General features: G+C 65.8%; 23 protein-coding genes. 16 read left to right on the forward strand and 7 right to left on the reverse strand.

The window, feature by feature from the left end; genetic code table 11:
- Positions 1-51 precede the first annotated feature (51 nt).
- The 5 genes from VB672_RS02995 to VB672_RS03015 form a co-directional block, all read right to left on the reverse strand.
- The gene (locus VB672_RS02995) at positions 52-471 is read right to left on the reverse strand and encodes a hypothetical protein (protein WP_329782685.1); all 420 of its coding nucleotides are present in this window, start codon (positions 469-471) and stop codon (positions 52-54) included.
- 138 nt (positions 472-609) lie between these two features.
- Positions 610-1,203: a histidine phosphatase family protein gene (locus tag VB672_RS03000; protein ID WP_329782686.1), complete on the reverse strand. Its 594-nt coding sequence runs from the start codon at positions 1,201-1,203 to the stop codon at positions 610-612.
- A 40-nt stretch (positions 1,204-1,243) separates the two neighbouring features.
- Entirely contained in the window at positions 1,244-2,068 is an 825-nt protein-coding gene (gene fabI, locus VB672_RS03005) for an enoyl-ACP reductase FabI (protein WP_329782687.1), read from the reverse strand.
- A 280-nt stretch (positions 2,069-2,348) separates the two neighbouring features.
- A complete protein-coding gene (locus tag VB672_RS03010; protein ID WP_329782688.1) occupies positions 2,349-3,296 on the reverse strand; it encodes a J domain-containing protein in 948 nt (315 codons plus the stop codon).
- 254 nt (positions 3,297-3,550) lie between these two features.
- On the reverse strand, positions 3,551-3,976 hold the full coding sequence (locus VB672_RS03015) for an RT0821/Lpp0805 family surface protein (RefSeq protein WP_329782689.1): 426 nt from the start codon (positions 3,974-3,976) through the stop codon (positions 3,551-3,553).
- A gap of 99 nt (positions 3,977-4,075) precedes the next feature.
- Here VB672_RS03015 and pdxH point away from each other — a divergent pair, with 99 nt between their 5' ends.
- The 4 genes from pdxH to VB672_RS03035 all read left to right on the forward strand — a co-directional run bounded on the left by pdxH (position 4,076) and on the right by VB672_RS03035 (position 6,449).
- Positions 4,076-4,684, forward strand: coding sequence for a pyridoxamine 5'-phosphate oxidase (gene pdxH, locus VB672_RS03020; RefSeq protein WP_329782690.1), 609 nt, complete (start codon positions 4,076-4,078; stop codon positions 4,682-4,684).
- Positions 4,685-4,761: 77 nt separating this feature from the next.
- Positions 4,762-5,103 (forward strand): hypothetical protein, encoded by a 342-nt coding sequence (locus VB672_RS03025; RefSeq protein ID WP_329782691.1) that lies wholly within the window; start codon positions 4,762-4,764, stop codon positions 5,101-5,103.
- A gap of 92 nt (positions 5,104-5,195) precedes the next feature.
- Positions 5,196-5,918, forward strand: a complete 723-nt coding sequence (locus VB672_RS03030) for an SDR family NAD(P)-dependent oxidoreductase (RefSeq protein WP_442931906.1) — start codon at positions 5,196-5,198, stop codon at positions 5,916-5,918.
- Between the two features lie 150 nt (positions 5,919-6,068).
- The gene (locus tag VB672_RS03035) at positions 6,069-6,449 is read left to right on the forward strand and encodes a hypothetical protein (RefSeq protein WP_329782693.1); all 381 of its coding nucleotides are present in this window, start codon (positions 6,069-6,071) and stop codon (positions 6,447-6,449) included.
- Positions 6,450-6,455: 6 nt separating this feature from the next.
- On the opposite strand, the gene VB672_RS03040 is transcribed toward VB672_RS03035, so the two are convergent.
- On the reverse strand, positions 6,456-7,526 hold the full coding sequence (locus VB672_RS03040; protein ID WP_329782694.1) for a citrate synthase/methylcitrate synthase: 1,071 nt from the start codon (positions 7,524-7,526) through the stop codon (positions 6,456-6,458).
- Between the two features lie 80 nt (positions 7,527-7,606).
- Here VB672_RS03040 and VB672_RS03045 point away from each other — a divergent pair, with 80 nt between their 5' ends.
- The 5 genes from VB672_RS03045 to VB672_RS03065 all read left to right on the forward strand — a co-directional run bounded on the left by VB672_RS03045 (position 7,607) and on the right by VB672_RS03065 (position 10,757).
- Positions 7,607-8,731 carry a citrate synthase family protein gene (locus tag VB672_RS03045; protein WP_329782695.1) on the forward strand — a complete coding sequence of 375 codons (1,125 nt, stop codon included), beginning with the start codon at positions 7,607-7,609 and terminating at the stop codon, positions 8,729-8,731.
- The gene (locus VB672_RS03050) at positions 8,728-9,177 is read left to right on the forward strand and encodes an NUDIX hydrolase (RefSeq protein WP_329782696.1); all 450 of its coding nucleotides are present in this window, start codon (positions 8,728-8,730) and stop codon (positions 9,175-9,177) included. The genes VB672_RS03045 and VB672_RS03050 overlap by 4 nt, the downstream gene beginning before the upstream one ends.
- Positions 9,174-9,773 (forward strand): TIGR02301 family protein, encoded by a 600-nt coding sequence (locus VB672_RS03055; RefSeq protein ID WP_329782697.1) that lies wholly within the window; start codon positions 9,174-9,176, stop codon positions 9,771-9,773. Before VB672_RS03050 ends, VB672_RS03055 begins: the two co-directional genes overlap by 4 nt.
- 308 nt (positions 9,774-10,081) lie before the next feature.
- Positions 10,082-10,345, forward strand: a complete 264-nt coding sequence (locus tag VB672_RS03060; RefSeq protein ID WP_329782698.1) for a hypothetical protein — start codon at positions 10,082-10,084, stop codon at positions 10,343-10,345.
- Between the two features lie 16 nt (positions 10,346-10,361).
- Positions 10,362-10,757, forward strand: a complete 396-nt coding sequence (locus VB672_RS03065) for a VOC family protein (protein WP_329782699.1) — start codon at positions 10,362-10,364, stop codon at positions 10,755-10,757.
- A gap of 23 nt (positions 10,758-10,780) precedes the next feature.
- On the opposite strand, the gene VB672_RS03070 is transcribed toward VB672_RS03065, so the two are convergent.
- The gene (locus VB672_RS03070; RefSeq protein WP_329782700.1) at positions 10,781-12,118 is read right to left on the reverse strand and encodes a dihydroorotase; all 1,338 of its coding nucleotides are present in this window, start codon (positions 12,116-12,118) and stop codon (positions 10,781-10,783) included.
- A 74-nt stretch (positions 12,119-12,192) separates the two neighbouring features.
- On the opposite strand from VB672_RS03070, the gene ygfZ reads away from it, so the two are divergent.
- From ygfZ to VB672_RS03105, 7 genes are all read left to right on the forward strand, one after another.
- A complete protein-coding gene (gene ygfZ, locus VB672_RS03075) occupies positions 12,193-13,071 on the forward strand; it encodes a CAF17-like 4Fe-4S cluster assembly/insertion protein YgfZ (RefSeq protein ID WP_329782701.1) in 879 nt (292 codons plus the stop codon).
- A gap of 108 nt (positions 13,072-13,179) precedes the next feature.
- The gene (locus tag VB672_RS03080) at positions 13,180-15,126 is read left to right on the forward strand and encodes a hybrid sensor histidine kinase/response regulator (protein WP_329782702.1); all 1,947 of its coding nucleotides are present in this window, start codon (positions 13,180-13,182) and stop codon (positions 15,124-15,126) included.
- Between the two features lie 97 nt (positions 15,127-15,223).
- Complete coding sequence (locus tag VB672_RS03085; protein WP_329782703.1) at positions 15,224-15,871, forward strand: FMN-binding negative transcriptional regulator; 648 nt, start codon at positions 15,224-15,226, stop codon at positions 15,869-15,871.
- 16 nt (positions 15,872-15,887) lie between these two features.
- The gene (gene aac(6'), locus VB672_RS03090) at positions 15,888-16,334 is read left to right on the forward strand and encodes an aminoglycoside 6'-N-acetyltransferase (RefSeq protein ID WP_442931907.1); all 447 of its coding nucleotides are present in this window, start codon (positions 15,888-15,890) and stop codon (positions 16,332-16,334) included.
- Between the two features lie 57 nt (positions 16,335-16,391).
- Positions 16,392-17,000 carry a DNA-3-methyladenine glycosylase I gene (locus VB672_RS03095; protein WP_329782705.1) on the forward strand — a complete coding sequence of 203 codons (609 nt, stop codon included), beginning with the start codon at positions 16,392-16,394 and terminating at the stop codon, positions 16,998-17,000.
- Positions 17,000-17,599 carry an HD family hydrolase gene (locus VB672_RS03100; RefSeq protein WP_329782706.1) on the forward strand — a complete coding sequence of 200 codons (600 nt, stop codon included), beginning with the start codon at positions 17,000-17,002 and terminating at the stop codon, positions 17,597-17,599. Before VB672_RS03095 ends, VB672_RS03100 begins: the two co-directional genes overlap by 1 nt.
- Before the next feature lie 49 nt (positions 17,600-17,648).
- The gene (locus tag VB672_RS03105) at positions 17,649-18,167 is read left to right on the forward strand and encodes a tyrosine phosphatase family protein (protein WP_329782707.1); all 519 of its coding nucleotides are present in this window, start codon (positions 17,649-17,651) and stop codon (positions 18,165-18,167) included.
- The last annotated feature ends 44 nt before the right edge of the window (positions 18,168-18,211 follow it).

Raw genomic sequence — 18,211 nt, forward strand, 5'->3', positions numbered from 1 at the left:
TCTTAGAACCAAAGCGGTCGGGTGTCACGTCCTGGCCAGGTTGGGATCAAATCACCGATAGGGAAAGCAGCGGTCGCGGTCGAGGGTGAGGCCGAAATGCTGGCCGAGGGCGTGGATGGCCTCGCCGTGCTCGGGATAGGGATCGCGGTTCTCGGGACCGACGATGATGATCCTGAAATGCCGGTCGTCCTCGCCGCCCGGCGGCAGCATCGCGGTGGCGAGGGCTTGTCCCTCAGCGTCTCGCAGGGTCAGGAACAGCGGCATGGCGCGCTGCACATGCGCCTTGAGACCAATGTTCCGTTCGATGAACGGGCTCGAGGCCGCCCGATAGCTGTTGGCGGCCGCCTCCCAGGCGTGACGGAAGTGCTTCTCGACGGCGTGGCTCATCGTGTCGGATTCGAGGGCGGCCTCGCCCTCGGTCTCGATCCGAAACCAGGTCTTCGCTCCCGGAGCATCGCAGATGTATTGCATATTCTGACAACGCAGGAGCGCGGCGAAGGTTGTCCTGCAAGGACTAGCACAGGGACCGAGAGCCCTCGTTTGAAGCGCTTTTGTCTCCTTCGCGTCATGGCCGGTCTCGTGCCGGTGATGACGGAGCGGGTGTCAATGTCACACCCAGCGGTGATGGCGCCCCTCGATCACGAGCACCCTGCCCTGCCAGATGTCCATGCTGGCGGCTTGGCGTGAGGAGACGCCGCAGCAGAGCGACAGGAAGGCGCGGGCGACGCCGCCATGGGCGACGACCACCGTGTCGCGGGTGATATCGTCCAGGATCGGGCGGACCCGCTCGACCAGCATGGCGTAGCTCTCGCCGCCGCCGGGCGGCGCGTAATGCCACTTGTCCTGCTCGCGCAGGGCCGCCAGGGCCGGTTCGGCCTTGCGCACTTCCTTCCAGGTCATGCCTTCCCAGGTGCCGAAGGTCAGCTCGACGAGACGCTCGTCGAGCCTGTAGCTCTCGGGGTGCAGACCGAGGGTCCGGCGCAGGATCTCCATGGTCTCGCGGGTGCGCGTCATGGGGCTCGCCACATAGGCGAGATCCTCGACATGGGGCGCCAGGGCCTTGAGCTTGCGCGCCGCCTCCTCGGCCTGGACGCGGCCGACATCGTTGAGCGGGATGTCCTTCTGGCCCTGGAGCCGCCCCTCGAGATTCCAGTCCGTCTCGCCGTGGCGAATGAAGTAGATCGTGGGGCGGGACGGGGTCACGGGTTCGGTCCGATACGCTAAAGCGACACGATGGGCTAGGTCACTCTTTGTCGAGGGAGAGGTCCGGCGCTTCCGGGTTCTTCATGCCGACCACGTGGTAGCCGGCATCCACGTGGAGGATCTCGCCGGTCATGCCGCGGGACATGTCGGACACGAGATAGGCGGCGGTCTCGCCGACCTCCTCGATGGTGACCGTGCGCCGGAGCGGCGAGTTGTACTCGTTCCACTTGAGAATGTAGCGGAAATCGCCGATGCCGGAGGCGGCGAGCGTCTTGATCGGGCCGGCCGAGATGGCGTTCACGCGAATGTTCTTGGGGCCGAGATCGGCCGCGAGATAGCGCACCGAGGCCTCGAGCGCCGCCTTCGCCACGCCCATGACGTTGTAGTGCGGCATCCACTTCTCGGCGCCGTAGTAGGTGAGCGTGACGAGGGAGCCGCCCTCGTTCATCAGCTTCTCGGCCCGCTGGGCGATGGCCGTGAAGGAATAGCAGGAGATCAGGAGCGACTTGGTGAAGTTGCCCTCGGAGGTCTCCACATAGCGGCCCGTGAGCTCGTCCTTGTCCGAGAAGGCGATGCAGTGGATCACGAAGTCGATGGAGCCCCAGAGGCGCTTCACCTCGTCGAACACCGCATCGATGGTGGCGCCGTCCGTCACGTCGCAATGGCCGACCACATGGGCGTCGAGTTCCTTCGCCAGGGGCTCGACGCGCTTCTTCAGGGCGTCGCCCTGATAGGTAAAGGCGAGTTCCGCTCCGTGCTGGCGGGCAGCCTGCGCAATGCCCCAGGCGATCGAACGGTTGTTCGCCACGCCCATCACCAAGCCACGCTTACCGGCCAGGATGCCGGTGGCCTTCGTCTCCGCCATGATTCACCTAGATCGTCGCTGGACAGGTCAAGAAAGAACGGCCTCTTTAGCCGACGCGGCGTCAGGGGGGAAGACCTGTTGATCACGCTTGTGGCGATCCGGCCGCCTGAAGCGATATCTCCACGACGTCATCACCGGCCTTGTGCCGGTGATCCCGATGAGAAAGGCGCCGCGTTCCACAGGATCGGGATGGACGGGACAGGCCCGGCCATGACGTTGGAGGGTTTTATTCCCGGTGGGAGCAGACCTTCCAAGACCAATCTTTACTTGGCCTTGGTCTTTACTTGGCCTTGCTCGAGGAGCGCTTGCGGGCGTAGTCGATTAGTTCCTCATCCACGACCTCGGGCAACCTGATCTCCGTCGTCACGAAGAGATCCCCGTGCCCGGTCTTGGTGGGCAGGCCCTTGCCGCGCAGGCGGAAGGTGCGGCCGGAATTGGTCATGGGCGGGATCTTCATCTCCACCGAGCCGGTCAGGGTCGGCACGCGCACCGGTCCACCGAGGATCGCCTCCTCGATCTCGACCGGCAGGCGCAGGCGCAGATCGGAGCCTTCCGGCGTGAAGCGTTCATGCGGGGCGAAATTGATCGTGAGCAGCGCATCGCCGGGATCGATTCCCGGAGCCCCCTGGCCCAGGCCGCGCAGGCGGATCACCTGGCCGTCGCTCACGCCCTTGGGGATCACCACGTCCACGTCGCGCCCGGTGGAGAGCCGGATGCGCTTCTTGGCCTCCTGGGCCACCTCCTCCAGGGTCACTGTCAGGGTGGCGGACACGTCCTCGCCCTTCTGGGAGCGACCGCGATTCTGCTGGCGCGGGCTCTCGCCGCCCTGGCGGAAGGCATCGGCGAAAAACTGGGAGAAGACATCCTCGCCGAGATCCGCCCCGAAGGTGCTCCGGTTCGACCGGCGCGAGCCGCCTCCGAAGCCGGAGAAGCCGCTGAAGCCGGAGAAATCCTCCGGCCGCGCGCCGCCGCGCCCGCCGAAGCCTTCGAATCCCTGGAAGCGCGGCTTTCCCTCGGCGTCGATCTCTCCCCGGTCGAACTGGGCTCGCTTTTGAGCGTCGCCGAGGATCTCGTAGGCGGCGTTCGCCTCGGCGAATTTGTCCTTCGCCTTGGGATCGTCCTTGTTGCTGTCGGGATGATAGGTCTTGGCGAGCTTGCGGAACGCCTTCTTGATCTCCGCTTCGCTCGCGGAGCGGGATACGCCTAGAACGTCGTAAGGGTTTCGCATCGTGGAATCCATGAACCGTCGGAGTGGGAGCCTAGAGCATCGGACCCAAAAGTGGACTTGCACTTTTGAGATCCATTCCGATGCTCATCCTCTGAGCTCGCGCATCGTTCGGGGCGGAACCGGAGGTCCGCGTCAGCGAAAACCGGACCCACTTTTCCGCACGATGCGCTGGAGCTCAACGGGTTTGACGGTCATATGGGCGAAGTGTTGCCCGTTTGCAACGCCCTCCCCTGTAAGAGCTAGACCTTGCGAAATTAAACTTTGGCTTGGCCCTTGAGGGGTTTGACGTCCTTGATCGCCCATTCGCCGCCCGAGGGCCGGCAGGCCGTGCCCTGCAGGGAGGCCGGGGACGGGCCGCTCAAGCTCGCCGAGAAAGCGCGGCAGATCTCGTCGTTCTTCACGAAGGGAGCACCCATGGGCGTGAAGGTGCCCTTCATCTTCGTGGCCGGATTGTCCCACGACACGTGGGTGCCGGCTCCCTGCGGATCGAGGGCCACCGCGAGGGCTGCCTTGGCCCGGCGCCAATCCTCGTCGTCGAGATCGGCGGACAGGGAGGTGACCGCCTTCGCGGCGATGGCGCCGGTGGCCTTGGGCTCCTCGTCGTCCAGGGCGGAGAGGCCGAGGGAGAAGCTGCAGGCGCCCGTGGACAGGGCAATCAGGCCGGCCGCCAACAGCTTCATGGCTTCGCTCCGGCCAGCTTCTGATCTATAACGGCGCGCATTGATCCACGTCACGCGTCGGATCCCCCAGAACCAAAAGTCACAGAACGAGATACAACATTGAACCCGTTAACAACCGGTGACTTCACTGAGTCGGAAGAGCCTTTCACGCTCTTCAAGGCCTGGATGGCGGAGGCCGAGGCCTCGGAACCCAACGATCCGAACGCCATGGCGCTGGCGACGGTGGATGCGGACGGTCTGCCGAATGTTCGCATGGTGCTGCTCAAGGGCTTCGACGAGAACGGCTTTGTGTTCTACACCAACACGGAATCCAACAAGGGCCAAGAGCTTTTGGGTCAGAGAAAGGCGGCGCTCGTCCTGCACTGGAAGAGCCTGCGCCGCCAGGTGCGGGCCCGCGGCCCGGTGACCCTGGTAACCGACGAAGAGGCCGACGCCTATTTCCAGAGCCGCCCGCGGGACAGCCGCATCGGCGCCTGGGCGAGCCAGCAGTCACGCCCGCTGGAGAGCCGGTTCGCGCTGGAAAAGGCCGTGGCGCTCCACACGGCCAAATACGCCATCGGCGAGGTGCCGCGCCCGCCCCATTGGACGGGCTTCCGCATCGAACCGGTATCCATCGAGTTCTGGCAGGACAAGCCGTTCCGGCTCCACGACCGGGTCGCCTTCACCCGCGAGGGCGAGGGCTGGCGGAAGGTGCGGCTTTATCCGTAAGTAATATCTTCATCCTGTCTGGCAGAGCGAGTTTGATAGCGGATAACGTATTTCTGAGATGGCTGCTCCGATCGATCGTGATCGGACCAATCTTGCTGTTTGCCTTAGGTATTGCATGGCTCGGCGGCTGGCTGCCCTCCAGCAAGAAACCCGTTTTCTTCCGAGAAGATGGGCTGCGACAACTCAGTTGCTACGGTGGGTCGTTGGATGGGGTCACCACGCCGATCTGGGTTGAATTCCAAAATCAAGGACGGATCGCGATTGTACGTTCTGGACAGACTGAAGCTCGCCTGCCCTTCACTTCGACCAGCGGGCTCGACGATGTCTACGCCAATGAGACAATTCAATTCTGGCTCGACCCAGAAATTTATGTAACTGGGTTGGGACCTCATCGCGTTGGGCCTTGCGAGCTTGAATAGGACAGGCTCAAGCATGGACCGGGTCGCTAGATGATCCCAACCTTCTTAATGGAACCGTGATGTCCTCCTCTCCCACCAATTCCCGCCGCATCATGCTGCTCACCGGCGCGAGCCGCGGCATCGGCCATGCCACGGTCAAGCGCTTCTCGGCAGCCGGGTGGCGGGTCATCACCTGCTCGCGGCACGGATTCCCCGAAAACTGCCCGTGGGAGATGGGGCCGGAGGATCACCTGCAGGTTGACCTGGCCGACGCGGAAGACACCCGCCGGGCCATCGCCGAGGTCAAGGATCGGCTCGCCGCCGAGGGCGGCTGCCTTCATGCGCTCGTGAACAACGCGGGCATCTCGCCCAAGGGTGAAGGCGGCTCCCGGCTCGGCACCCTCGACACGAGCTACGAGGACTGGCTGCGGGTGTTCCAGGTGAACTTCTTCGCCTCGATCATGCTGGCCCGCGGCCTGCAGGACGAGCTCACGAAGGCCAAGGGCTCGGTGGTCAACGTGACCTCCATCGCGGGCGGCCGCGTCCATCCTTTCGCGGGCGCGGCCTATGCCACGTCCAAGGCGGCGCTCGCGGCGCTGACCCGCGAGATGGCGGCCGATTTCGGGCCCCTTGGGGTCCGCGTGAATGCCATTTCTCCCGGCGAGATCGACACCGCGATCCTCTCGCCCGGCACGGAGAAGATCGTCGAGCAGCTGCCGATGCGACGCCTGGGCACCCCGGACGAGGTGGCCAAGGCCATCTACTTCCTCTGCACCGAGGCGAGCTCCTACGTGAACGGCGCGGAGCTCCACATCAACGGCGGCCAGCACGTATAGCGCATCGTGCGGAAAAGTGGTTCCGGTTTTCCGCATTCAACGATGCGCTCATCAAGAAAGGAAGCATCGGTTCGAGCCGATGCTTTAGGCGGGTGGATCATGCTCCTGCGGCCCCTGGCACGAAGTCTGATACACACATCGATTGCCGTGTTGGCCATCGGCCTAATGCAGGACGCACGGGGTCAGGATGCGCCCGAGAAGAATCCCTTCGCCGACCCAGACATGAAGCCGGACTACCAGGCGCGGTGCCATGAGGTTCGGGAACTGACCAAGGACCGCGAAACCGGTGCCACCCGGGTCGATTTCAGCGTGACGGGGCCGCTTGCCCTCGTGCATTTCGACGGCACGCTGGCCTATCTCGGCCTGTGCGGCACCGCGCCCGATCCGAAGGTGCTCTGCGTCACCTACCAGACCAACGACATGAAGGTCGGAGAGGTGGTGACGGTCGCCGGCGGCTACAGCCGGCCGAACCCGGACTTCATCGTTCTCGACCCCTGTTTGGCTCAGCGGCCGGAGGCGAGTGCCGAATAGAGTTCCTCAAGCCGCCTCGGCAGGCCAGGTCCCCACATAGCGCGATTGCGGCCGGATGATGCGGCCGGTGCGGCTCTGTTCGATGGCATGGGCCACCCAGCCCGCGGTGCGGCCCGCGGCGAAGAGCGGCGTGAAGCCCTCGCGCGGGACGCCGAGGGCGTCGAGCAGGATCGCCGTGTAGAACTCCACATTGGTATCGAGCCGGCGTCCGGGCTTGCGGCGCTCCAGGACCTTCAGGGCCGTGGCCTCGACCGCCTCCGCGAAGGCGATGCGGTTGCCCCTGCCCTTCAGCCGTCCGGCGGCGGCTTTCAGCACGTCCGCCCGCGGATCGCGTACCCGGTAGATGCGGTGGCCGAAGCCCATGAGGCGCTCGCCCCTGGCCATGGCCTCGTCGAGCCAGGCCTCGGCGTTCTCGGGAGACCCGATGGCATCGAGCATGTCGAGCACGGGACCGGGCGCGCCGCCGTGCAGCGGCCCCTTCAGGGCGCAGAGCCCGGCCACGACGGAGGACGGGATGCCGGCCTGGGTCGAGGCGACCACCCGGGCCGTGAAGGTCGAGGCGTTGAGCCCGTGGTCGATCACCGTCACGAGATAGGTGTCGAGGGCCTTGGCCTCATCCGCCGCCACGGGTGTGTTCCGCATCATGCGCAGGATGTCGGCGGCATGGCCCGCGGAGGCGTCGGGCTCCACCGGCGCGTGGCCCCGCGCGCCCCGCACGGCCATGGCTGCCGCAACGCCGGAGGCACCGGCCGCCAGGGCAGGAAGGTCCTCCTCCGCGTCGGGAAGACTCGATAGGAGCAATCGCATGCCCTCGACGGGCGTCAGCCCTGCGAGCCGGGGCGCAAGCGGAGCCAAGTGGGCGTACGCTCTCTCCCGAGCCCTGCCGAGGGATGCCTTGGGATCGGCCGACATGTCCGGCACGAGGCCGCTCCAAAGCATCGCCACCACGTCCTCGAAGGCGACGCAACCGGCGAGTTCCTCCAGATCGTGCCCGCCGATGATCAGGCGGCCCGCCTCTCCGTCCACATGGCTCAGGGCCGTCTCGGCCGCCACCACGTCGTCCAGTCCGATCGTCATGCGCTTCTCCTGTGCTGGACGGAGCTTCACGCCGGCCTTGCCGAACCGTCAATCTTGAATCAACATATCAACATATGAGCATGGAATCCCTCGATCTCGCATCCGCCGACGAGGCTTCGTCCCGTCTCGGCATCAGCCGGGCGAGCCTCTATGCCTATGTGAGCCGGGGCCTGATCCGCTCGTTCTCCTCGCCGCACGATCCGCGGCAGCGGCTCTATGCGGTTGAGGATGTGGAGACCCTGGTCGAGCGCAAGGCGCGCTTCCGCCGTCCCGCCGTCGCGGCCGCGACGGCCCTCGACTGGGGGCTGCCGGTGCTGGAGACCAGTATCACGCAGATCAAGGACGGAGGCCTCTTCTATCGCGGGCAGGACGCCATCGCCCTGTCCCGCACCGCCACCCTTGAGGAGACGACACGAATTCTGGTCAGCGGCCTCATCGAGGATCCCTTCAACAGTCCTTCCCGAATCCCTGCCCCTCTGCCGGGACCGGCCGTCGGCCCCCACCGGTTCGTCGCGCAGGCCGTCCGCCTTCTCGCGGAACCGGCGCGCAGGGAAGCCCGGGCGGCGGAGGTGGCCGCGATCCTGCGCCTGATGGCCGCCGCTGCCACCGGCATCGATCCGGGCATCGAGCGGCTGCATGAGCACCTCGCCCATGCCTGGAAGGCGCCTTCGCAGGCAACCGACGCGATCCGGCGCGCCCTCGTCCTGTGCGCCGACCACGAGCTCAGCTCCTCGGCTTTCGCCGTCCGCGTCACGGCTTCGACCGGCGCTTCCCTGCGAAACGCCGTGATCGCCGGTCTGGTAGCCCTGAGCGGCCCCTATCACGGAGGAATGACGGAGCGGGTCAGGGCCTTCCTGGACGCTCCTGGACAGGCGCCATCACCGGGCTTCCGGCACCGGCTTTATCCGGACGGCGACCCGCGCGCCCGGGCCCTTCTGGAAAACCTGCCGCTGCTGGCCTCGGACGCCACAACCCTGAAGGCGATCGCCAACGCCTCCGGCGGCCCCAGCGTCGATGTGGCTCTCGTCATGATGGAGCGGGCCTATGGACTGCCGGTCGGGGCTGCCTTTACGGTCTTTGCCATCGGACGCACGGCCGGATGGCTCGCCCATGCCATCGAGCAGCGCAGCCAGGCGGCCCTCATCCGGCCCCGCGCCCGCTATGTGGCCGCGGACGAACCACCGACCCGGACAGCGCTCCCATGACCAGCGACCGGCTCTACCCCTCCCGTCCGATCCTCACCGCCTCGGTGGCGGTGATCAGGGACGGTCGCATCCTGCTCGCCGCCCGCGGCAAGCCGCCGAGCGAGGGGCTGTTCTCCCTGCCCGGCGGCCTCGTGGAGACCGGCGAGACCCTGGGCGAGGCCGCGCTTCGGGAACTTCGTGAGGAGGTCGGGGTTGAGGCCAGGCTCATTGGCCTGATCGCCCCCGTAGAATTCATTGAAAGGGACGAGAAAGGCCATATAAAGCATCACGTCGTCATCGCCGCCCATGCCGCCCGCTGGGTTTCGGGCGAACCCCAGACAGGTCCGGAAGCAAAGGAAATCCGTTGGGTCACGGAACGGGACATCGCCGATCTGCCGATGACGGCAGGGCTCACCGGGATTCTGGAACAGGCTTTCAGGCTCGCCCGTCGGGACGCAGAGCCATGAAGCGCACGCGCCTGCTTCTCGTCCTTCCGGCCCTTGTGCTCGCTTTGCCTCAACCCGTGGCGGCCCAGGGCTTCTTCGAGCGGTTGTTCGGCGTTCCGCCCCGGCCGCAGCCGGGACAACCCGTCCCGCAGCAGCAATACAGGCCTTTGCCCCAGCCCCAGCCGCAATTTCGGCCGCAGCAGCCGCCGCAACAGCAGCGCCGGCCCCAGCAGCCGCAATCGCAGAGACCGGCGGCGGGTCAGCCGCCGCCGCAGCAGCAGCAGGCAGAGCCCGCTCCGGCGGTCGAGCCGCCGCCCGCGCCCTACGAGAAGGAATTGCTGCGGCTTGCCGAGATCATGGGGTCGCTTGCCCTGCTGCGCCCCCTCTGCAGCGCGCCCGACGGAAGGGAATGGGCGCAACGCATGCAGGTCCTGCTCGAGGCGGAAGGGACCACACCCGGCCGGCGCGAGCGCCTCGCCGGCGCCTACAACAAGGGCTACCAGGCCTATGCCCTCACCTACCGGGTCTGCACCCCCTCCGCCCAGGAGGCGTCCGTCCGCTTCCTGGCCGAGGGCGAGCAGCTCGCCCGCAACATCACAGGGCGCTACGGCGGGTGATGCTGCGGCAAAAAGCAAGCTCCTTGAGAATATCCTCTGGACGTCATGGCCGGGCTCGTGCCGACCATCTCGATTTGTTGAGGCGCGACGCTCTTCGTGTCGAGATCACCGGCACAAGTCCGGTGATGACGCGGAGGGTGTGGCTGCGGTGCGAGTCGGGTGTTGCAGGGATGCCTCTTATCCACATTTTTCGACCCGCCCCCTCTCGCGTTAACCTCCTTGCAAGGTGATGCTGGCGGCGGGTCGGCGCGACGTCTAGAAACGATTCAACCGAACTCGCGCGCCGCCCCTTCAAAGGGGCTTGGATCATGAACGACAACGACGTCCCTCTCGACGAGCTGCCCGAACTCAGCGCCATCAAGCAGGCGGCCTTGAGCTATGTGACCGAGGCCTTCGCCGAGGCCGAGCTCGACGGGCTCGACGGCGATTGCATGGCGCAGGCGGCCCTCTTCGCGGCTTTCACCGAACTCGTCGCTACCTATGGCGAAGATGCCGTTGCGGAATATGCATCCACCCTCGTCGACAAGATCCGCAGCGGCGCATTCTCCATGGTGGGTGCGCTGAAGCATTGAGGGCTGTGCCTTTCATATGAAGAAGGGCGTCACACTGCGGGTTGCGCGGCCGACGGATCGTCTCGATGACATCGTCCGCTTCTATCGGGACGGTCTCGGGTTCGAGATTATCGCGGCTTTTAACAATCACGATGGGTTCGATGGCCGGATGTTCGGCCATCCTCAGGCTCCCTGGCATCTGGAATTCACGTCTCACCCTGATCATCCCGCAGGGCGGGCTCCCACGCAGGACAATCTGCTCGTGTTCTATCTGCCGGATCATGCGGAGTGGGAAGCCGCCGTTCAACGCATGCGGGACAACGGATATTCGCCGGTTTCGTCTTTCAACCCCTATTGGGATCGCCAAGGCGTGACCTTTGAAGATCCGGACGGCTATCGCGTCGTGCTTCAGAACATGGCTTGGGTGAAGTAGTGACCTGCACGACGAGATGCGGCTCACTCTGAACGCATCGTCTCCTCGAACCGCACCACCTCTCCTTTGGACGGCGTCTCGAGCGAGCCGTCCCACATCACCAGGTTGCCGCGCACGACCGTGCCGATGGGCCAACCGGTGACCTTCTTGCCGTCATAGGGTGTCCACTGCGACTTCGAGGCGATCCAGGCGTTGGTGATGGTCTCGGTGCGCTTCAAATCGACCACGGTGAAGTCCGCGTCGTAGCCCACCGCGATGCGGCCCTTGTTGGCAATGCCGAAGAGGCGCTTCGGGCCGGCGCTCGTCATGTCGACGAAGCGTTCCAGGGTGAGCCTGCTCGCATTCACATGGTCGAGCATGACGGGCACGAGCGTCTGCACTCCGGTCATGCCGGAAGGTGTGTTGGGATAGGTCTTGTCCTTCTCCTCCCGCGTGTGCGGCGCGTGGTCGGAGCCGAGAATATCGGCGATGCCCTCGTCGAGGCCTTGCCAGAGCGCGGCGCGGTGGAGTTCGTCGCGCACGGGCGGGTTCATCTGGATATATGTGCCGAGCCGCTCGTAATCTTCCGGCCCTGACAGCGTCAGGTGATGCGGCGTGACCTCCACCGTGACGAGGTCCTTGTGATCCTTCAGCAGCGCCATTTCCTCGGCGGTCGTGATGTGCAGCACATGGATGCGCGCGCCCGTGTTCCGCGCGATGCGCACGAGACGCTGCGTACAGGTCAAGGCGACTTCCGCCGAGCGCCAGACGGGATGGGAGCGCGGGTCGCCCTCGACCCGCAGGCCCTTCCGCTCGCGCAGCATTGCCTCGTCCTCGGAATGGAACGCGGCGCGGCGGCGCGTGCGGCGCAGGATCTGGGCGATGCCCTCGTCGTCCTCGACGAGGAGCGAGCCGGTGGACGAGCCCATGAACACCTTGATGCCGGCCGCCCCCGGCAGGCGCTCCAGCTCCGGCACGTCGGCCGCATTCTCATGCGTGCCGCCGACCCAGAAGGCGAAATCGCAATGCATGCGGTGATGGCCGCGCCGCACCTTGTCGGCGAGGGCTTCCGGCGTCGTGGTCTGCGGATCGGTGTTGGGCATCTCGAACACCGCCGTGACGCCGCCCATGACGGCCGCGCGGGAGCCCGATTCGAGATCTTCCTTGTGGTCGAGGCCTGGCTCGCGGAAATGCACCTGGGTGTCGATCACGCCCGGCAGGATGTGGAGGCCACGGCAATCGATCTCTCTGGCTGCGGAGGCCTGCGACAGGTCGCCGATGGCGGCGATGCGGCCGGCGCGCACCCCGATGTCGCGCTCCACGCGCCCATCGTGGTTCACGACGATGCCGCCTTTGAGGATCAGGTCGAAGGTCTGGGGCATGGCAATCTCATCCCTTGAGGCCGCTGCGGAACGGGCATATGTCACGCTTGTATTCGGATAAGGGGAGCGGGCACATGCCGTCAGTCCATCTGGCCGACCGGGGCGTGGTAAGGGTTTCGGGCGAGGACGCCAAGAGTTTTCTCGACAACCTCATCACCTGCGATCTGGACCGTGTGTCAGCGCACACCGCGCGCCTCGGCGCCCTTTTGACGCCCCAGGGCAAGATTCTGTTCGACTTCTTGGTCTTCCAGGCCCCTGAGGAGATCGGCGGGGGCTATTACCTCGATGTGCTCAAGGTCTTTGCTCCCGATCTCGCCAAGCGGCTCGGCTTCTACAAGCTGCGGGCGAAGGTGGCGATCGAGGATCTCTCGGATTCGCTGAACCTCGTGGCCGGGTGGGTTGAGCCGAAACCGGACGACGAGGCCGGTCTCGTGGTCGAGGACCCGCGCCTGCCGGATCTCGGCTGGCGTGCCATCGTGGCCGCCCAGGATGCGGCGGAGTTCGGCCGGGACCCGCCCGAGGCCTATCACGCGCATCGCATCGCGCTCGGCGTGCCGGAGGGCGGCCGCGACTTCCTGTTCGGGGACGCGTTCCCGCACGAGGCGCTGATGGACCAGCTCAACGGCGTCGATTTCGACAAGGGCTGCTATGTCGGCCAGGAGGTCGTCTCGCGCATGCAGCATCGGGGCACGGCCAGGACTCGCATCGTGCCGGCCCTATACGAAGGCGGGTTCGCGGCGGAAGTGGGCGTCGAGGTCACGGCCGGGCAGAAGGCTTTGGGGACAACCGGGACCGGCGCGCAGGGCCGCGGGTTGCTGATGATCCGCCTCGACCGGGCGGCCGATGCGCTTCAAGCCGGCGAGACCATCCGGGCCGGCGGCATCCCGGTGCGGCTCGAAAAGCCCTCCTGGATCCGCTTTCCGTTCCCGGGGGATGTGGACGTTCCCTCTTAAGTTCCAGCCAGGATCGAGGAACCGCGGGAACCCCGCAGGGGTTATATGCAACTGGGCCCAGCCATGTGCCGAAGAAACGCACAGACGGCCCTGCTGGGGAATTTCTGGATGAATGCAGTGCCAGGGGATACGAAACCGTCGCAAGAAGGACGCTTTCAGCTCCTCGTCGACGCGGTCACCGATTATGCCATCTACATGCTCGATCCGACCGGGATCGTGGCGAGCTGGAATCCCGGCGCCCAGCGCTTCAAGGGCTATACGGAAAGTGAGATCATCGGCGAGCATTTCTCGCGATTCTACACCGAAGAGGATCGCGCAACGGAGTTGCCGCGGCGCGTGCTGGAGACGGCCGCGCGGGAGGGCAAGTTCGAGGCGGAAGGCTGGCGCGTGCGCAAGGACGGCACCCGCTTCTGGGCCCATGTGGTCATCGATCCCATCCGCAGCCCTCGCGGCGACCTGATCGGCTTTGCCAAGATCACCCGCGATCTTACCGAGCGGAAGAAGGCTCAGGAGGCCCTCAAGGAAAGCGAGGAGCGGTTCCGCCTGCTGGTCCAGGGCGTGACGGACTATGCCATCTACATGCTCGACCCACAGGGCCACGTGACGAACTGGAATGCCGGAGCCCAGCGCATCAAGGGCTATGCGGAAAGCGAAATCCTCGGCAAGCATTTCTCCCAATTCTACACCGACGAGGATCTGGCGACGGAACTGCCGCGGCGTGCGCTGGAAACGGCCGCGCGGGAGGGCAAGTTCGAGGCGGAAGGCTGGCGCTTGCGCAAGGACGGAACCCGCTTCTGGGCGAGTGTCGTCATCGATCCCATCCGCAACGATCAGGGCGAGCTGATCGGCTACGCCAAGATCACCCGCGACATCACCGAGCGCCGAAAGGCTCAGGAGGCGCTCGAAGAGACCCAGGCGGCTCTCTTCCAGGCGCAGAAGATGGAGGCGGTCGGCCAGCTCACCGGCGGCGTCGCGCACGACTTTAACAATCTGCTGACGATCATCGTCAACAATCTCGATCTCCTGACGCGCAATGCGCGCGATCCCCGTGACATCAAGCTGATCGAGAGCGCGCAGCGCGCCGCCGAGCGTGGGGCCAAGCTCACGCAGCAACTCCTCGCCTTCTCGCGCCGTCAGCCCCTGCAGCCCAATGCTCACAATCCCAATACGCTCATCGAAGGGTTCGAGGCGGTTCTGCGCCGGGCCTGCGGCGAGATGATCAGGCTGCAGCTTTCGCTGGCGCCGCGGATTCGGTGGATCTCGGTCGATGCGCCGCAATTCGAATCGGCGCTGCTCAACCTCGTCGTCAACGCGCGCGATGCGATGCCGGATGGCGGCTCCCTCAAGATCGTCACGGGAAACGTCGTTCTGGATGATCATGATGCTGCGGCAACGACCCTGCAGCCGGGCCAGTATGTCTCTATCGTTGTGCAGGACACCGGCTTCGGCATGACGCCCGACATCGTCAATCGGGTCTTCGAGCCATTCTTCACCACCAAGGAGATCGGCAAAGGCACGGGCCTGGGACTGAGCCAAGTCTACGGTTTCGTGACCCAGTCGGGCGGGACGATCAAGGTTGAAAGCACTCCCGGCCAGGGTACCAGGGTCACCATGCTGCTGCCGGCCCAGGAGAACGGAGACCATGTATCTGAAGAAGAGACCGAGATGGAACGTCCGGCCCGGGACAGCGCAGGAACCGTGCTGATCGTCGAAGACGAGCCGGCCGTTCTGGAAGTCGCGAGCGATATCTTCGACAGTCTGGGCTATGACGTCGTGACGGCGACCGATGCCAACGAGGCACTCAAGGTCCTCGACGGCAATCCGTCGATCGATGTCCTGTTCAGCGACGTGATCATGCCCAACGGCATGAATGGGGTCGAGCTGTCGAGAAGGGCCAGCGAGATGCGGCCCAATCTCAAGATCCTGCTCGCCTCGGGCTATCCCATGTCGGCCCTGCCCTCCGACGGGCTGAGCGCGGGCGTCTCCTTCATCAGCAAGCCCTATCGCTGGACGGAACTGGCCGACAAGCTGCGCTTGCTCCGGACCGGGTCCTGACGTCCATCGCCTGGCGTGATGGAGGGCATCGGGATTTTTGATTGGTCCGAACCCTCGTGAAGCGCTAGCATCCCCGGTCTGCTCGATCGGGAATGCCATGTACCAGCCGCCGCACTTCCGCGAGGACGATCTCGCGGTCCAACACGCTCTCATCAGGGCCCATCCGCTCGGCCTGCTGGTGACGTTCGGCAGCGCAGGAATCGAGGCCAATCCCATTCCCTTCGTGCTGGACGCCTCGGCGTCGGCGCTCGGAACCCTCAAGGCCCATCTCTCCCGCGCCAATGCCCAGTGGCGGAATGTCGATTCCGAGCAGGAGGCCCTCGTGGTCTTCCAGGGGCCCGAGACCTACATCACCCCGTCCTGGTATGCGGCGAAGCGCGAGCACGGAAAGGTCGTGCCGACCTGGAACTACGCCATCGTCCAGGCCCACGGGCTCCTGAAGGTCAAAGACGATCCGGACTGGCTGCGGCAGCAGATCACCGCCATGACGGACCTCCAGGAGGCCCCACGGGCGGAGCCCTGGGCCGTGGGCGATGCGCCGGCCTCCTTCGTGGCCGCACAGCTCAAGGGAATCGTCGGCGTGGAAATCGAGATCACCCGGATCGAGGGCAAGTGGAAGGTGAGCCAGAATCGTCCCGAGTCCGATCGCCTCGGCGTCTCGGCAGGCCTGCGGCTGTCCCAGGACGATTCCTCGCACCGAATGGCGGAGCTGGTCGATGCGCGCGGAACCGTGCCCCGTGAATGACGAAAACGGCCCTAGGATCGAGACTTGCACCCTCCAGTCCCTGGAGGAATGGGCCGTCCTGCGTCACGCCCTCTGGCCGGAGGCCCCGGTGCAGGACCACCTCTCCGAAGCGCAGGCCATGCTCTGGGAGCAGAGGAAGGCCGCCGCCTTCCTCGTGCGCCTGCCCGACGGCACGGCTGCCGGCTTCGCCGAGGCAGCCCTGCGTTATGACTACGTGAACGGCTGCAGCACGTCCCCGGTGGCCTTCCTCGAAGGAATTTACGTGGAGCCCGAGTACCGCAACCGGGGGCTCGCCCGCATGCTGTGCCGCGCCGTCGAGGCTTGGGCGAGGCGTCTCGGATGCTGTGAATTCGCATCGGACGTTCTTCTCGAGAACACCGGCTCGCAGGAGATGCATCAGGCCCTCGGCTTCGAGGAAACGGAGCGGGTCGTGTATTACCGCAAGCCGCTGTCGTCCTCCTGAGCGGATTGACCGGCTGCCCGTCTTCCCGTTTGCCGGCAGGCCCGCTACACACGTCCCATGACCGACGGACTGATCCTGCATCCCGACCACAAGACCCGCTGCTGGTGGCCCGGCACCGATCCCTTCTATGTCGCGTATCACGACACCGAATGGGGCGTGCCGGAATTCGACGACCGCGCCCTGTTCGAGAAGCTGATTCTCGACGGCTTTCAGGCCGGCCTGTCCTGGATCACGATCCTGCGCAAGCGCGAGAACTTTCGCCGCGCCTTCGCCGGGTTCGACCCTGCGGTGATCGCCCGTTTCGACCAGGCGCAGGTCGAGGCGCTGATGCTCGACACCGGCATCGTGCGCAACCGCGCCAAGATCGAGGCGACGATTGCCGGGGCCCGCGCCTGGCTCGTGATCCAGGAACGCGGCGGCTTCTCGCGGTTCCTGTGGGATTTCGTCGACGGGCGGCCGGTCCAGACCAACGCGCAGACCCGAAAAGACGTGCCCACCGAGACGGAGGTCTCGCGCAGGATCTCGAAGGCCCTGAAGAAGGAAGGCTTCAACTTCGTCGGCCCTACCATCGTTTATGCCTTCATGCAGGCGGTGGGCATGACGAACGACCACCTGACCGGCTGCTATCGCCACGCGGAATGCGCAGCCCTCGCCGAGACGCTCTGATGCCGAAGGAACCCCGCGTCTGGCAGCGGATGCTCTCCGGCCGCCGCCTCAACCTGCTTGATCCCTCGCCGCTCGACGTCGAGCTCGACGACATCGCCCACGGGCTCGCCCGCGTCGCCCGCTGGAACGGGCAGACGGTCGGCGGGCACATCTTCTCCGTGGCGCAGCACAGCCTGCTCGTGGAGGCCATCGCGAGCCACACGAACCCGGAAATGCCGCGCGAGTGGCGCCTCGCGGTGCTGCTGCACGATGCGCCTGAATACGTGATCGGCGACATCATCTCGCCCTTCAAGGCCGTGATCGGCGATGCCTACAAGGCCATCGAGGCGGGCCTGCTCGGAGCGATCCATCTGCATTTCGGCCTGCCCGCCCAGCCGGCTGCGGCGCTCAAGCGCTTCATCAAGCAGGCGGACCGCCAGGCGGCCTTCCTGGAAGCGACCCATCTCGCGGGCTTTTCCCGCGAGGAGGCGATCAAGTTCTTCGGCCGCCCCGAGCCCCTGCCGCGGGCCGTGCTGGGTCTTCTCGAGCCGTGGCCCGTGGGGCAGGCCGAGGACCGGTATCGGGAGAAGGTGACGGGAGCCATGACCGCGTCCTCATGAAGCGGCGCGAATCGTGTAAGCCTGCCCGCGACTCCTGAGACCTGGACCGATGCCCACCCTGCACGTCTGCCCCCTCTCCCGCCTGCACGACACCGTGGCCGTGACCCGCGCCAGCCATGTGGTGAGCCTCATGGGAGCCGGCGCCGAGGTCCGGCGCCCGGATACGATCGCCGCCGAGCGCCACCTGTTCATCGGCGTCAGCGACATCGTGGAGCCCCTGGAGGGCTATGTCCTGCCGGCCGCGGAGCACATCGAGAAGCTTCTCGCATTCGTCCATGCCTGGGGCCGGGACAGCCCCCTGGTCCTCCATTGCTGGGCCGGCATCAGCCGCTCCACCGCGGCGGCCTATATCGCGGCCTGCGCCCTCGCGCCGGAACGGGACGAAACCGAAATCGCCCAGGCTCTCCGGCAGGCATCCCCCAGCGCCACCCCGAACGCGCGCTTCATCTCCCTGGCGGACGATCGCCTCGGCCGCCGGGGCCGGATGGTCGACGCCATCCGCGGAATCGGCCGAGGCGCCGAGGCTATGGAGGGCACACCCTTTATGTTACAGCTTAGCTGCCGATAGCCGATTCCGCCCGGGACGGCCGCCGCGCTAATGCACGATCGGAG

Source organism: Microvirga sp. CF3016, from assembly GCF_036314085.1.
In the GTDB taxonomy this organism is placed as follows: domain Bacteria; phylum Pseudomonadota; class Alphaproteobacteria; order Rhizobiales; family Beijerinckiaceae; genus Microvirga.